Below are 14,554 nucleotides of genomic sequence, written 5' to 3' on the forward strand. Positions count from 1 at the left end.
TTCAATCAGGTCCAAAAGTGGCCGTCAACGCCGGGCAACAGCCCCGGATCAGCGGCGCGGGGCCCGGGGCGCGAGCGTTGACGACCCCCAGGGGATGTGCTCCACTCAGCGCGCGAAGGGCGAGGGGCCATGATCCTTCTCATGGGAAACTGCGGTGCTTTCCGCGTCGCGCCGGCGCTCCGCCAGCTCACCGGCGCCGAGGTGAAGGTCCTCGGGTGGACGCAGGTGGACGCGGCTCTCCGCCTCGATCCGACGCTCGTTTACGTCGATCTCTTCGGCTTCGACGTGATCGCGCCGATCTGCGTCGCCGCGATCGCCGGCCGCCCCATTCCCCGCTTCGATCTCGACCCGCTCCGGGCGGTCGTCGCCGCGCTGAGCGAGACACCCGTCGTCTACAGGGGAGTGCGCCGCCCCTCCGCAGGTGCGTTTGGGCTGCTCGGCGGAGACGCGGAGATCGACGCTGCCTTCGACGAGCTCGCGTCGGTGATACGCGGGCACCGCGTCCTCGACGTGCAGGGCCTCTGGGCCCGCCACGGGATCCCGATGGATGACGTCCTCGGCGGCCTCGGCCACGGCGAGGCCCTGGGGGCGGGCGCGGGCAAGGAGGCCGGCCCGAACGCCGTCGCCGAGGCGGTGTTCCACGAGGCGCAGTGGATCGCGAGCCTGTGGGCCGCCCGCGCGCTCCCGCCCATCGAGTGCGTCGTCGTGGATCTCGACCTGTTGATCCGGGGAGATCTCCTCGCGGACGACTTCCACGCTCGCAACCCCGCCTGGCTCCCGCCGGATCGAGCGCCCGCGGCCACCGTCCTCGAGGCGTGGTGGTCCATGGAGCGAGGCCTCCACGAGGCGCTCCGGATCGTCGCGAGGCGGGGAGTCGCGCTCGCGCTGACGACACGCAACGATCGCGACGCGACCCTGCGCCGGTTCCGGAAGCGCGCTCCGGTCGCCGACGGCGATCCGGGGCCGTTCGCGTGGATGTACGAGGGGATCCCGGAGCAGGTACGGAGCTCGATCTTCTCCGCGCACCCTGCCTTGGTGGACGGCCTCGCGCTCGACGTCGCCGACTTCGCGGCGGTCGAGGCCGACCCTCGACGCCCCGCGTCCGAGGCGTGCCGGCGCGTCGCCGAGCGCCTGGGGCTCGAGCTCCATGCGCTGGCGTTCCTCGGCGCCACCGAGGCCGATCGCGAGGAGGTCCGAGCGAACGCGCCCGAGATCACCGTGCCGGAGGGGCCGGCGCATCGATACCGAGAGCTCCTCCTCCACGGTCCTCGGCTGGTCCGCTGGGAGAGCCCGGCCCCGAGGCCCGCGTCGATCGCCGGCTCCCCTCCGGCGGTCGCGCCGGCGGGATCGGGCGCCGCCGCCGAGCGCGTCGAGGCCTTTTTGCGCGGATTGAACATCGTCGTCGACGTCCGGGCGGCCACGCCCGCGGAGTATCCGCGCGTGGAGGAGCTGCTCGTCCTGTGCACCGAGATGAACCTGACCGGCGATCGGCCCGAGCTCGACACGCTCGACGCCATCTACGTGGGGAGATGCCGCGCCTCGACCAGCGATTACGGGATCGTGGCGGCGGGTCTGGTCAAGGACGGGCGGCTCGTGAACTGGGTTTGCTCCTGCCAGGTTTTGCCGTACCGGGTCGCCGGCACGCTCCTGCACCTGACCCTCCAGACGACCCCGGGGATGGAGACGGAGTTCGTCGACGTCGGGAGCAACGCCGCGGCCCTCGACGTCATCCGGGAGGCGCGCTCCGGCTGCGCGAGCTGGGTCTCGGTGGGCGCCTGCGCGTGAAGACGTTCGACGAGCTCCGGAGGCTGGCGAAGAGGCCCTCTCCGGAGTTCCGCCGAGTCCACATGGCCGTCCTCGCCGACTCCGCGGCTCAGCTCTACGCCCTGGCGCTCCGGGGCGAGGCCGCCGATCGCCGCCTCTCGCTCGCGGTGCTCGAGGGCGAGTTCGATCAGATCGATCAGGCGATCCTCGATCCCTCCTCCGAGCTGCGCCGCTCTCGACCGGAGTTCGTCGTCGTCTGGCGATCCGCCGAGCGGCTGCTCTCGGCGTTCCGAGCGCTGCCCTCGGCGGAGCGCGCCTCCTTCGCGGATCGGCACGTCGCGCACGTGCGGCGCCTCGCGGACGCGCTCGCGGAGAGCACCTCGGCCCGGATCCTCCACGTCAACGTCCCGGAGATCGACGACGGGGTGTTCGGCAGCTTCGCCAACAAGATCCCTTCGTCCTGGGTCCATCAGCTCCGCCGGATCAACGTCCTTCTCATGGAGCTCGCGAGCTCGCGCGACGATTTCTTCCTCCTCGATCTCGCCCTCCTCTTCGCGGAGCACGGCAGGGCGGCCGCGGAGGACCGGCGGCTCGCCGTCACCGCGAGGATGGCGCTCGGCGTCGATTTCCTCCCGGTCTTCGCCGAGAGGACGCTGGACGTCGTGGACGCGATCCTCGGGCGCGCCCGGAAGTGCCTGGTCCTCGATCTCGACAACACGCTCTGGGGCGGGATCGCGGCGGAGGACGGCCTGCCGGGCATCGAGCTCGGCGAGCTCGGCCTCGGGCCCGCGTTCACGGAGATCCAGTGTTGGGCGAAGGAGCTCGAGCGGCGCGGCGTCGTCCTCGCGGTGTCCAGCAAGAACGAAGAGCGCGTCGCGAGGGAGGTGTTCGACCGCCACCCGGACATGGTGCTGCGGCTCGAGGACATCGCGGTCTTCTGCGCCGGCTGGGAGAGCAAGGTCGACCACCTCCGGCACATCCAGAGCGTCATCGGGATCGGGTTCGACGGCATGGTCTTCCTCGACGACAGCGCCGTCGAGCGGGCGGCCGTGCGCGCGGCGCTGCCCGAGGTGTGCGTGCCCGAGCTGCCCGCCGATCCTGTCGAGGTGATGCCCTTCCTCCGGCGGCTGAACCTCTTCGAGGCGGCGTCCTTCACCGGCGAGGACGCGCGGCGCACCGCGTATTACCGGGAGGAGAGCCAGAGGCGCGCCCTCCAGGGCCCGTCCGGAGCTCCGGAGGACTTCCTCCGGGGCCTCGAGATGACGGCGAAGGTCGAGGGCTTCACGCCCTTCAACCTCCCCCGCGTCGCGCAGCTCACGCAGCGATCCAACCAGTTCAACCTGCGGACGGTGCGCCACGCGGAGGGTGAGCTGCGGCGGATCAGCGGCTCGGCGGGGCACCTCCCGTTCGCGTTCAGCCTGGAGGATCGGTTCGGCGCCTACGGTCTTGTGAGCGTGGTCATCCTCGAGGCGCAAGGAGAGGCCATGTTCGTCGACACCTGGCTGATGAGCTGCCGGGTGCTGAAGCGCGGGCTGGAGAACTTCGTGCTCGACGTGCTCGTCGAGGCGGCGCGCGGGCGAGGGGCGCGCGGGATCATCGGCGAGCACCTGCCCACGCCGAAGAATGCGCTCGTGAGGGACCACTACGCGACGCTCGGCTTCGAGCGCCGCGGCGACCTCTGGTATCTCGATCTGGAGACCTACCGGCCTCGCGAGCATTTCATCCGGAGGGCATGACATGGAAGGGGACGACATCCTCGCCCAGCTGACCAGGATCGTCGCCGGCATCCTGGACGCGGACAGCCTCGATCTCCGCGAGGAGACGGTCGCGCGAGACGTGCCCGGGTGGGACTCGCTCTCGAACGTGCAAATCCTCCTGGCCATCGAGAAGCACTTCCGGGTCCGGTTCACGACCCGGGAGATTCGAGGTCTGGAGAACGTCGGGGCGATCTGCGCTCTGCTCCGGGCGCGGCGGGAGGGGCAGGCGCGATGATCCGGAGGGACGACGAGATCGAGGGGGCGCTGCGGGTGATCGCCGATCACTTCGGGGCGCCTCCGTGGCTGCTCCGCCGCGTGCTGGAGGGGTACGGCCGCTCCTCCGCGGGCGACTCCGTGGCAGGCGCCGCCGAGCCCGGGAAGATCGCGCTCCGGACGGCGCTGGCCGGATCGAGCCTCCGCGCGCTGTCGGAGCAGCTGATTCGCCGGGATCTCGGGCCCTACGCCAGGGATCGAATCACGAAGCGCCTCTCCGAGACGCTCGCTCCCTTCTTCGGGCCGGGCGTGTGGCTCCCTTGCCCCTCGGCGACCGCGGCGGGCGCCGTCGCGGCGCGCTTCCTCGCGGGGAGCGCGCCGGGCGCGCTGTTCGCCGAGGACGTCGGACATGCGATGATCCTCGAGGCGGGCGCCGTCACGGTCATGAGCGGCGGGCAGCTCTTCCCCGTCGCGATCCGGACGGACGCCCGGGGGACGATACGCCTCGAAGACCTCGAAGACGCGCTCCTCGCCCATTGCCCACGAGCGGCGGAGACGACCCTCGGGCGGGATCACTTCCCCACGCCCCGTGTGCTCCTCCTCTCGTGGCCGTCGCTGTTCGGCTTCGCGCCGTCCATCGACGAGCTCCGGGCCCTCCGCGCCGCCTGCGACAGGGAGGGGATGAAGCTCGCGCTCGATCTCGTCTGGGGCCCGCACAAGCTCGCGGAGGACTCCGATCCTCACCCTCGGCTCCTCGATCTGATGGGGCTCGCCGACGCGGTGACGTTCTCGCTCCCCAAGATCGACTGTGGGCCGGGCGCGTTCGTCTTCTTCCCCCGCGCGGAGGAGGGGAGCCTCGACCGACTCCGGGCCTCGGTGAAGCCCATCGGGCTCGCGGAGTTCGAGGCCTGGGAGACGTCGGCGCGGTGGGAGGCGGCGTGGACGTCGCACCGCGCCTTGCTCTGGGAGACGCTCCGGAGCCACGTCGATCGCGCCGCGCGCATCCGCGCCGAGCTCGGATCACGAGGCTTCGTGATGAGCCCGGAGAGCGCCGGCAACGTGGTGTTTCTCTCCACGCCGCCCGAGACGGCGGAGGTCTTCCTGCGCCATGGAGCGGGCCGATGGCCCCTCCGGTGCGCGGATCGAGGCCACGTGATGCTGCGGTTGATGATCGCCTCGTGGTACCCCCCCGGGTGGGAGGACCGGCTCTTCGACGGGCTCGCGGGGCTGCCCGTCGGGCCGTGATCCGGCGGCGCGGCAGGCGCTCGTCAGCGCGGGCGCACGCGGCATCGGAGCGGGATCACCCGCGGGCCGGGCGACCCCTCGCGCGCCGTCCGCACCACGACCGGGCTGGCGAGCGCCGCCTCCGTGAGGCGCCGGGTCAGGATCGGCACCGCCTCCTGCAGCTCGGCGCGCGCCAGGTAGGCGCCCAGGCAGTGGTGGGGGCCGGCGCCCAGCGAGAGCGGGGCGGCGCCTCGCCGGGTGATATCGAACGTCTCCGGCGCCTCGAACACCCTGGGATCGCGGTTCGCCGCGCCCGTCGCGGCGATCACCATCTCGCCGGCCCGGATCGGGACTCCGTGGAGCTCGAGATCGCAGGTAGCGACCCGGACCGCGACGCGCGTCCCCGGGGCGTAGCGGAGGATCTCCTCCGCCGCCGGCTCCGCCAGATCGGGCCGCTCCTGCAGGAGCCGCCGCTGGTCCGGGTGCTCCAGCATCACCAGGAATGCCTTGCCGATCGTGCGCCGGGTGGTGTCGAGGCCGCCGAAGAGGAGCGCCACGATCTGACACACGAGCTCCTCCTCGCTGAACCGATCCCCGTTCTGCTCGGCGGCGGCGAGCGTCGAGATCAGGTCGCCCCTCGGCTCGGCCCTGCGCGCCGCGATCGTCGGCTCGATGTACCCGCGGAGGCCCTCGAACGCGGCCTCGAGCCGGGGCAGGTGCTTCTTCACCTCGAGCCCGACGATGTAGCCGAGATCCGAGCACCACCGCCGGAAATCGGGATCTTCGAAGGAGACCGGCAGCCCGAGCAGCTCGATGATGACCTGGCCGGGAAACCGCTCGGCGACCGCGGTGACGAAATCGAACTCGGTTCGATCGCCGATCTCGTCCAGCAGCGCATGCATCCTCTCCCGCATCCGCGGGCGGAGCGCGTCGACGGCGTCGGGCGTGAAACCCTTCTTGAGCAGGCCCCGGAGGCGCGCGTGCGCGGCGCCCTCCGTGCTCAGGAGGAACCCCTCGTACATCCGCCGGACGAGGCCCTCGGTGACTCCTTGTCTCGTGAGCACGTCGGTGCCCATGTTACGGAACCGAGCGTCGCGGAGGAGATCGTGGACCTCGCGATACCGCAGCACCGCCTTCCCCATCGAGGTCTCGGCATACCAGCAGGCCTCCTGCGCGCGCCGGACGACGTCGCCGCCTTCTTCCATGAGATCGTCCGGCTGCAGCGTGTGAGGAGTCGACATGGGGAGCGTCTCCGTGCTATCGCGTGGATGGAAAAGACGGTATCTCGGGAGCGGGGATGAGAGCGACGATCGCACCCTCGTGGCGGGCTGTCAACCAGCGCTCCACGGCGGGAGTCGCGCGCTCGCGTCGACGCCGAAGAGACCTCGAACTAGGTGAGGCAGCGCGGCGGTCATGAGATGACGACTTTGTACACGGCCACATTCGCGACCTTCTACGATCGTTATTACACGGGTTGGGTCCGCGAGTTCGCCCCCCGGCTCGCGGCGTACCTGACCGAGACCGGGGTCGTCGATCGCTCGATCGTCGACCTGTGCTGTGGGACGGGCGTGTCCGCCGCGATCTTCTGCGACGCGGGCTTCCAGGTCACCGGCGTGGATCTGTCGGCCGGCATGCTCGCCCTCGCGAGGGAGCGGCTCGCGGCCAGGATCGACGCCGGCGCGGTCCGCCTCGTCGAGGCCGACGCCACCGACTTCGCCCTTCCGGCCCCCGCGGGCGCCTGCGTCTCCCTGGACGGCGCGCTGAACCACCTGGACTCGACCGCGGAGCTCGAGCGCTGCTTCCACGCGGTGAGCGCCGCGCTCCTCGAAGGGGGGCAGTTCATCTTCGATCTCTTCGAGCCGGCCCACTTCCGCCACTGGCACCACGTCACCGTGATCGACGAGCCCGACGCGGTGATCGCGAAGCGCGGCGTGTGGGACGAGGGCACGCGGCGAGGGATGCTGCGCGTCTCGGGGGCGTTCGGCGGCGGCCCCACGTGCTCGCGCGTGGAGCAGACCCTCGTCAGCCGCGCGTTCGCGCCGCAGGAGGTCACGGCGGCGCTCGCGTCGGCGGGGCTCACGCCCGTCGCGTGCGACCTCGACCCCACGACGGCCGGCATGCGGCCGGAGGCGCTGCGCGTGGGCGGCCCGAACAGGACCGTGTACCGGGCGCTGAAGCGCGGCTGATCAGCGCTCCGGAGCGGCCCCGACGAGCGCGGCGAGCCTCCGCGCGAGATCCGCGCGGAGGAGCTTCCCCGTCGGCGTCCGCGGGATCGCCTCGAGCCTCACCAGGCGGCGGGGCAGCACCGCCGGGGCGAAGACGGCGCGGAGGTGGGCCAGGATCTCCGCGTCGCCGACGGCGGCCTGCGAGCCCGCGATCGCGGCGACGATCTCCTCTCCCAGCAGGGGGTGCTGGAGCGCGACGCACGCGGCGTCCTCGACGCGCGGGAGCGCGCGGAGGACGCGGTCCATCTCGTCGAGAGACACCGACTCTCCCCGCACCTTCGCGATGTTCTTGCTCCGCCCCGTGATGGTGAAATAGCGCCGGCCGTCCCTTCGATCGTCGATCTCGTAGCCCAGATCCCCGGAGTGGAACCACCCGCCCCGGAAGGCCTCGGCCGTCGCCTCGTCGTTGCCGGCGTAGCGCGTCATCACGTTGTGCCCGCGCATGCAGATCTCCCCGATCTCGCCGGGCGCCGCGCGCTCGCCGCCGCGGTCGAGCACCGCCACCTCGTTGCCGTACAGGGCCGCGCCGATCGAGGGGATCTCCACGTCGAGCATGTGCGCCCGATACGCGTCCTCGGAGAGGTCCGCCGGCATCGTCGTCGAGAAATTGGTGGTCTCCGTGAGCCCGTAGCCCTGGAGGATCCGCGCGCCGAGCTTCTCGCGGACGGCGCGGGCCGTGCGCGCGGTCAGCGGCGCGGCGGCCGAGACGAAGTACTCGAAATCGCCCGGCAGCGCGGGCTGCCGCCACACCCCGAGCAGCGCCTCGAGGATGCTGGGCACGACGCTGGCGATGCGCGGGCGGAACCGCTCGACGAGCCGCGGGTAGCCGAACGGATCGAAGGCGTGCGCGAGGACGGCGTGCGCGCCCGCGGCGAGCGTCGCGAAGATGGTGAAATGAAGGCAGTTCACGTGATGAATGGGGAGGCAGCCGAGGAGGCGGTCCCCGCGCTTCAGCCCGTGGTGACGGCGGAGCGCCTCCGCGTTCACGGCCGCGGCGTAGTGCGACTGCGCGACGAGCTTCGACGTCGCGGTCGACCCCGACGTCCCGAAGAACAGGGCGTCTGCCCGGGGCTCGACGGCGGGATCGGGATCGGAGGCCGCGCCGTCCTCGAGCGAGGCGGCCTCGGGGACCGGGATCGCCTCCGGGAGGACGTCGGCCGCGACGTCGGGGGAGCGGAGGACCGCCTTCGCCCCGAGCGCCTCGGCGAGCTGTCGGAGCCGCCCGGCGGGGTCCGCCGGGCTGAGGAGGAGGAGCGCGCAGCCGGCGCGCAACGCGCCGAAGAGGGTGACGACCGAGCTCGCCTCGTTCGTCGGGACGAGCGCCAGGACGTCGCCGGAGCCGGCCCCGAGCCGCCGGCGGACCCACGACGACACCCGGCGGCTCAGGGCCTCGAGATCACGGTAGGTGAGCGTCACGACCCCACCGTCGGCCCGCGCCGCCGTGAGGAAGGGATCGTCGCCTTGCGACAGCGCGCGAGCGGCGATGTGCGCGAGGATCGTCGGCTCGATCGGGAGCGTTCGATCGAAGGGGACGCCGCCGTAGCTGTGGGCGAGATCGAAGTCGGTCGACATGGGGTCACCCGGGCCCGCGCAGCGCGCGCACGTGGCCGGCGATGGTCCGCGCGTCGCGGAACGTGGCGGGATCGATGAGGTCCGCGGGGAACTGGACCGCGAGGCCCCGCTCGAGATCGAGGATGAAGCCGACCATCTCGAGCGACGCGAGCCCGAGCGCCGAGAGATCCGTGTCGGGGCCCATGGCGGAGGCCCTCTCCGCGTCGACGTGGCGCGCCGCGATGTCCAACACCGCTCGTAGGAGGTCATCCATCGTCCGGAGACTACCTCTCCGACGAGGGGTGGAGCTGCACGTTTTTTCTCCCTGCCCGAGCTGCCGGCGAAGGGGCGCCGACGCGACGGAGAGCCGTCGACGAGTGCACCGAGACAGCCGCGGCGGCCGCCGATTGATCCCCTGAGAGGTCCTTGATAGGCTCCGCGTGAGCCGATGGAGCGACTGCTCGCCTTGCCGGTGGCGCAGGCCGGGGACGATCCGCTGTTGAGCGACGAGCAGGGAGCTCCGGTGTGGCCCTACGCCGGCCCCGACGAGAGGGCGTTGCTCGCGCGGGTCGCGACGCTGTTCGGGCGGGAGATCACCGACGTCCAGCCGGCCTCGCGGGGCCCACGCGACCGCGGCGAACGGCTCGTCGCGGGGTACGACGAGGGCGCCGAGAGGGCAGGCCGCCTGTATGCCCATCTCACCGGGCGCCGCTACGTTCATGTGGGCTCGCCGCGGGAGGCGACGGCGATGGACGCGGTCGACGTCGTCGCCTGCGTCGCCCCGTCGGCGCCGCACGATCTCCTCGACGAGATCACGCGCGCGCGCAGGAATGCTCGTCTGGGGATCCTCTGGGCGGCCGACGCGGGCTCCCTCTCGCGACAGGCCCGGATCCGCGCCGCCGCCGCGCGGCTCGATCCCGCGCCGCTCGATCGGGCCACCGTGCTGAGCCCGATGACAGGGCACTTCGAGCCCGTCCGCGTCGGCGCCGTCGAGCTCCGGGGGGCGCTGGAGACGCCCGGCGATCTCGAGGCGGGGCCGCACGCCGTCATGGCGCTGACGACGCACTCCGACGGGATCGACGCCTTGCTCGGCGAGCGGGCGACGCTCTGCGCCCTCGTGGACCTCGACCCGAGCTCCGTCCCCGGAGGTCCGTCGCCGAAGTGCGTGATCACCGGCCAATGCCACCGGCAGAAGATGCCGGTGGCGGAGGCGCTGGCGTCCGGCCGGCTCGTGCCGGCGCGCGCGCTGTCGAGCCGGGTCCTCATGTGGAACAGCTGCTTCGGGATCATGGGGCGGCGCTGGAGCGTGGTCGACGCCTGGGGGCTCATGCCCCAGCTCCTCGGCTCGGCCGAGGTCGGTTGCCTCGTCGCGCTGCGCGCGATCGTGAACACCGGGCCGGTGCAGGTCATCCCCCTCGTCGCCACGCTGCATGAAGGGGTGAGCGTGGGTGACGCGCTCGCGGCGTGGCGAGAGACGCTCGGGAGACAGGCCCACGCGATGATCCGAGATCGCCTCTTCCTGTTCGGCGATCCCGCGGTCGTCGCAAACCCAGCGCGCGAGGCAGCCCTCGACGAGGCCGCCCCCGACGAGGCCGCCCTCGACGAGGCAGCCCCCGACGAGGCCGCCCTCGACATGACGGTGCCCTCGCCCTCGGCCCCCGTCGAGGCCACCGAGGCGCCGCTCATCCTGCGCTTCCTCGAGAACGTGAGGGCGTGGCAGCCCGACCTCTCCCCGGCGGTCGATGCGTGTCGGGCGGCGGTCGAGGCGAGCGAGCTCGCGCGCTCGAGCACGGCGCCGGGGCCGCGCGCCGAGCTGGAGGCCGCGTTGCGACGAACGCTCCTCGGGGTGCTGACGAGGACGATGTGGTCGAGCTGGCTGGACTCGTGGCTTCCGACGGCCACTCTCCGCGAGGAGCTGGCCGGCAGGACGTGCGGCGACTGCGGCGCCGACCTCTGGGCGGGAGTCTACGACGTGAGCGCGCCCGGCGGCGCCCCCCGCTATTTCGCCAGCTGCGCCAGCTGCGGCGCCGTCGACGACCGCCCGGCGAGCTGCGAGGCCGTGATCGAGCGCGCCGAGCACGGCCTCGGGCTCTCGCGGGGGGGGCCCAAGGGCGATTGGATCGGCGCCCTCGTGTCGGCGCCGATCGGCCCCGATCTCGTGTCGACCGAGTGGCCGCGAGGTGAAGACGATCTGCCCCTACCGGAATGCCGCCTGACGGGAACATCGCAGGTGGGCCCGATATTCAGGCTGGCGATGTTCATCGAAGCTTCGCGTGTGTCGATTCATATGCGGCGCGCATTCCTCGCGACCTCCGATACGCCATGACGCAGCGCTCGCGAGAAATCGCCCGAGGCACGGTCCCCCATCGCCCTTGACAGTCCGCCGATCGATCCCATAGCCTCTTCGATTGCTGCGATCCATCGCAGGTAATTGGGAGGAATCAGCCATGGCGGAACGTGATCTCAAGGATCTCGCGCACAACCTCAATCAAGATCAGCTGAAGCTCTACAGCGAAAAGCTGAAGGCGCTCGCGGAGTACCGTAAGGCGCAGGCGCGCCTCAACGAGGTGAACCTCGAGCTCATCAAGGCCGGCCTGCGGGTCAACCCGGGCTCCGTCGCCTGCTGGTAGTCGAGGCGGCTCGCTCTTAGGAGGGCTCGCGACACGAGCCCTCGACTCCACGCCCCTCCACGCCCCCGCGAAGCCTCCCGACATTCAGCGCGGCCCGACATTCAGCGCGGATCACCGGCGCCTCGCCCCCGACTCCCTCCGCCCCACGACACCGCGCCGCCGCTGGCCAGCGCTCACCACGTGGCGAACGAGCAGCATCGTCCGCGGCTCCCTCTGGAGCGATCGACCTGCGAGTCCGCGCCGATCCGGCCGTGGAAATCCGGTCAAAACGGGTGACGCGCGCTCTCGCCGCTCCGGCGGGTCCGCCCTTTGCGGTTGTCAGGGGAGGGGCTTCGGGCTAAAGGAAACCCTGGATTTACCAATGGAAACGCGTAAAGGCCCTCCCTCCGACGTCGCTTCGATCATCGGGCAGCTCCGCAGGCCCAAGCGGATGGTGGTGACCGCGGGCATGCCGTACGCGAATGGCCCGTTGCACCTCGGGCACCTCGCTGGAGCCCAGCTGCCCGCCGACATCTACGCTCGGTGGTGTCGAATGCTCATCGGGGCAGAGAACGTGCTGTACGTGTGCGGCACCGACGAGCACGGGTCGACCAGCGAGATCGCCGCGGTCCAGGCCGGGCTCCCCATCCGCGAGTACATCGATCGCATCCAGCAGGCGCAGAAGAAGACGCTCGAGCGGTATTGCATCAGCCTGGACGCCTTCACGGGCACCTCGCAGCCGGAGACCTTTCCGCTCCAGCGAGAGCTCGCGCACGAGTTCCTGACGCGGTTCTCGAGGAACGGCCTCCTCGAGAAGCGCGCCACGCGCCAGTGGTTCGATCCGAAGATGGGGCGATTCCTCCCCGACCGCTACGTGCGCGGTCGCTGCCCCAACCCGCAGTGCGACAACGAGGACGCCTACAGCGACGAGTGCGACCGCTGCGGCCAGCAGCACGCCCCCGCCGCGCTCCTCAACCCGCGCAGCACGCTGAGCGACGCGGTTCCCGAGCTCCGCGAGACGGTTCACTGGTGGCTCGACATGTGGTCCGTGTCCGAGACGCTGCGCGAGTGGATCAGCGGCAAAGAGAAGACGTGGCGGCGCGCCATGCTGTCCGAGGTCCTGGAGACGGTGATGCCCTCGGTGCGCCTCGACCGGGCGCACGAGGCCACCTACAAGGAGATCAAGGCGAGCCTCCCCAAGCACAAGAGCAAGCTCGCCCGCGGGAAGGAGCTCGTTGTCCAGTTCGGCAACAAGGCCGATCTGGAGAGCGGCCGCGCGATCCTCGAGCAGCACGGCGTCCGCGTCGAGCTCGTCGACGAGTGGGCGCACCGGTCGATCACGCGCGACATCGCCTGGGGGATCCCGATCACCGAGGATCCGGACCTCGCGGGCAAGACGCTCTATGTCTGGCCCGACTCGCTCATCGCGCCCATCTCGTTCTCGAAGGTGGCCCTCCGCGACAAGGGGGTCGATCCGGCGCGTTATGCGGACTTCTGGCGCGATCCCGAGGCCCGCGTGGTCCAGTTCCTGGGGCAGGACAACGTCTATTTCTACGTGCTCATGCAGGGGGCCATGTGGCTCGGGACGCAGGAGGACCCGCGCCGGCTGCCGGCGGCGGGCGAGCTCCAGCTCACCGACGTCTTCGGCTGCTTCCACCTCCTCGTCGGCGGCGAGAAGATGAGCAAGAGCCGCGGCAACTTCTTCACCGGCGATCAGCTCCTCGACGAGAAGGGCTACTCCGTCGATCAGATCCGGTATTACCTCGCGCTCCTCTCGCTCGCGGAAAAACCCTCGGATTTCGACTTCGAGAAGCTCGACGAGCGCAACAAGTTCCTCGCCGGGCCGATGAACGCCGCGTTCGAGCGCCCCATCTCGGCGGTGCACTCCAAGTTCGGCGGCAAGGTCCCCGAGGGCGCCCTGCTCGACAAGGTGGTCGCCGACACGGTGCGCATCGTCCAGCGCTACGTGCGCGCCATGGATCGGGCCGACTACCCGAACCTCCTCTTCGAGATCGAGAACTACGCCCGCACGATCAACAGCCTCTTCACGCAGTACAAACCGCACGACGATCGGCACCCGGAGCAGGGGCGCCGCGACGCCCTCTACACGTCGTTCTACGTGCTGAAGACCCTGATGATCATGCTTTACCCGTTCGTCCCCGAGACGATGGATCGCCTCCGCGCGTCGCTCCGGCTGCCGCCCGAGGTGTTCCGCCTGGAAGAGCTCGGCACGCCCATCCCGGCGGGCCACGAGATCGGCGCCAAGCAGCCGTATTTCCCGGCGCCGTCGAGGGAGGGCGAGACCTGATCGAGGGCGCCTTCACCGAGCGCGCGGGCGACGCCCACGTCGGGCGGAGGCGAGATCTGCTCGAGGGCGGCGCCGCCCTGCCGCCGTGCGGAGACGTCCTCCGCGCGTCGGCCGCGGAGTTCCCGGACGCGGTCCGCGAGCGCCTCCTCCGCGAGCTCGGCCAGCGCGGCCTCGCCGCCGTCCAGCTCGACGAGCCGCTCTCGAACGATCGATTCACCACCCTGGGATCGCTCCTCGGGATCGCCTCGCCGGAGACGGATCCAGCGGTGCTCCCGTACGTGGAGAGGGGCGTGATCCTCAACCTCGTGGCCGAGCACGGGCGCACGGAGGACGTCTCTCTCCAGCCCTTCGCGACGAACCCGCTGACGCTCCACAGCGAGGGCAGCGGCCGGCGGGCCGAGGAGCAGCCTCGGTACATCGTCCTGATGTGCCGCGATCCCGGCGACGAAGGGACCGCGGCCCAGACCGTCCTCGTCCCGATGGCGGCCGTCGCAGAGGGGCTGTCGCCAGACGCGCTGGCGACGCTGGAGCAGACGCGATATCGAAGGAGCCCCGACGGTCCATGGATAGCGCGGCGCGTCGACGGTCGGTGGGTGTTCTCGTTCCGCGACTTCCTCTCGCAGCCGCTCGAGTGGACACACGCGGGGCACGCCCCCTCCGCGGACGCCATCAACGGCGCGCTTCGCGACCTGCTGGCCTCGATGTACGCTCCCGGCGCTGCAATCCGCGTCCATTGGACGCGCGGAAAGCTCGTCATCATCGACAACACGTTCTTTTTCCATGGGCGGACGGCCGGGCGAAGCGCCGGATCGAGCCGGCGCCGCCATCTCCAGCGCCTGCGGATCCTCGCCGGCCCCTCCGCCTGAGGGGCCAAGGCGGCCGGGGAGCTCCACGACGTCACGA

12 protein-coding genes are annotated in these 14,554 nt (G+C 71.2%); 9 read left to right on the forward strand and 3 right to left on the reverse strand.

Translation table 11 applies throughout. The features are described from left to right. Positions 1-129: 129 nt before the first annotated feature. The 4 genes from WMF34_RS42155 to WMF34_RS42170 are packed head-to-tail and all read left to right on the forward strand — an operon-like array spanning position 130 to position 4,979. Positions 130-1,785, forward strand: coding sequence for a hypothetical protein (locus tag WMF34_RS42155; RefSeq protein ID WP_012240829.1), 1,656 nt, complete (start codon positions 130-132; stop codon positions 1,783-1,785). Beyond that, positions 1,782-3,500, forward strand: a complete 1,719-nt coding sequence (locus WMF34_RS42160; RefSeq protein WP_437991339.1) for an HAD-IIIC family phosphatase — start codon at positions 1,782-1,784, stop codon at positions 3,498-3,500. The genes WMF34_RS42155 and WMF34_RS42160 overlap by 4 nt, the downstream gene beginning before the upstream one ends. 1 nt (position 3,501) lies before the next feature. Then, entirely contained in the window at positions 3,502-3,756 is a 255-nt protein-coding gene (locus WMF34_RS42165) for an acyl carrier protein (RefSeq protein ID WP_437991340.1), read from the forward strand. Further along, a complete protein-coding gene (locus WMF34_RS42170; RefSeq protein WP_437991341.1) occupies positions 3,753-4,979 on the forward strand; it encodes a beta-eliminating lyase-related protein in 1,227 nt (408 codons plus the stop codon). The genes WMF34_RS42165 and WMF34_RS42170 overlap by 4 nt, the downstream gene beginning before the upstream one ends. A gap of 23 nt (positions 4,980-5,002) precedes the next feature. On the opposite strand, the gene WMF34_RS42175 is transcribed toward WMF34_RS42170, so the two are convergent. Next, entirely contained in the window at positions 5,003-6,199 is a 1,197-nt protein-coding gene (locus WMF34_RS42175) for a cytochrome P450 (RefSeq protein ID WP_012240833.1), read from the reverse strand. Between the two features lie 177 nt (positions 6,200-6,376). Here WMF34_RS42175 and WMF34_RS42180 point away from each other — a divergent pair, with 177 nt between their 5' ends. Next, positions 6,377-7,144, forward strand: coding sequence for a class I SAM-dependent methyltransferase (locus WMF34_RS42180; RefSeq protein ID WP_437991342.1), 768 nt, complete (start codon positions 6,377-6,379; stop codon positions 7,142-7,144). Here WMF34_RS42180 and WMF34_RS42185 read toward each other — a convergent pair whose 3' ends face one another. Further along, complete coding sequence (locus tag WMF34_RS42185; protein WP_437991343.1) at positions 7,145-8,755, reverse strand: class I adenylate-forming enzyme family protein; 1,611 nt, start codon at positions 8,753-8,755, stop codon at positions 7,145-7,147. A 4-nt stretch (positions 8,756-8,759) separates the two neighbouring features. Further along, positions 8,760-8,987, reverse strand: a complete 228-nt coding sequence (locus tag WMF34_RS42190) for a phosphopantetheine-binding protein (RefSeq protein WP_437991344.1) — start codon at positions 8,985-8,987, stop codon at positions 8,760-8,762. A 195-nt stretch (positions 8,988-9,182) separates the two neighbouring features. Here WMF34_RS42190 and WMF34_RS42195 point away from each other — a divergent pair, with 195 nt between their 5' ends. From WMF34_RS42195 to WMF34_RS42210, 4 genes are all read left to right on the forward strand, one after another. Continuing rightward, entirely contained in the window at positions 9,183-11,060 is a 1,878-nt protein-coding gene (locus WMF34_RS42195) for a hypothetical protein (RefSeq protein ID WP_437991345.1), read from the forward strand. Positions 11,061-11,181: 121 nt separating this feature from the next. Continuing rightward, positions 11,182-11,364 (forward strand): hypothetical protein, encoded by a 183-nt coding sequence (locus WMF34_RS42200; protein WP_012240838.1) that lies wholly within the window; start codon positions 11,182-11,184, stop codon positions 11,362-11,364. Between the two features lie 361 nt (positions 11,365-11,725). Continuing rightward, positions 11,726-13,651: a methionine--tRNA ligase gene (locus WMF34_RS42205; protein WP_437991346.1), complete on the forward strand. Its 1,926-nt coding sequence runs from the start codon at positions 11,726-11,728 to the stop codon at positions 13,649-13,651. A gap of 77 nt (positions 13,652-13,728) precedes the next feature. Then, positions 13,729-14,517, forward strand: coding sequence for a TauD/TfdA family dioxygenase (locus WMF34_RS42210; RefSeq protein ID WP_437994704.1), 789 nt, complete (start codon positions 13,729-13,731; stop codon positions 14,515-14,517). Positions 14,518-14,554 lie beyond the last annotated feature (37 nt).

This window comes from Sorangium sp. So ce145, from assembly GCF_051525985.1.
Classification (GTDB): Bacteria; Myxococcota_A; Polyangia; order Polyangiales; family Polyangiaceae; genus Sorangium; species Sorangium cellulosum_B.

Excerpts from the sequence above, each read along its gene's own strand:
- WMF34_RS42155 (WP_012240829.1), top strand. The coding sequence starts at position 130 with ATGATCCTTCTCATGGGAAACTGCGGTGCTTTCCGCGTCGCGCCGGCG.
- WMF34_RS42165 (WP_437991340.1), top strand. The coding sequence starts at position 3,502 with ATGGAAGGGGACGACATCCTCGCCCAGCTGACCAGGATCGTCGCCGGC.
- WMF34_RS42170 (WP_437991341.1), top strand. The coding sequence starts at position 3,753 with ATGATCCGGAGGGACGACGAGATCGAGGGGGCGCTGCGGGTGATCGCC.
- WMF34_RS42175 (WP_012240833.1), bottom strand. The coding sequence starts at position 6,199 with ATGTCGACTCCTCACACGCTGCAGCCGGACGATCTCATGGAAGAAGGC.
- WMF34_RS42180 (WP_437991342.1), top strand. The coding sequence starts at position 6,377 with ATGACGACTTTGTACACGGCCACATTCGCGACCTTCTACGATCGTTAT.
- WMF34_RS42185 (WP_437991343.1), bottom strand. The coding sequence starts at position 8,755 with ATGTCGACCGACTTCGATCTCGCCCACAGCTACGGCGGCGTCCCCTTC.
- WMF34_RS42195 (WP_437991345.1), top strand. The coding sequence starts at position 9,183 with ATGGAGCGACTGCTCGCCTTGCCGGTGGCGCAGGCCGGGGACGATCCG.
- WMF34_RS42200 (WP_012240838.1), top strand. The coding sequence starts at position 11,182 with ATGGCGGAACGTGATCTCAAGGATCTCGCGCACAACCTCAATCAAGAT.
- WMF34_RS42205 (WP_437991346.1), top strand. The coding sequence starts at position 11,726 with ATGGAAACGCGTAAAGGCCCTCCCTCCGACGTCGCTTCGATCATCGGG.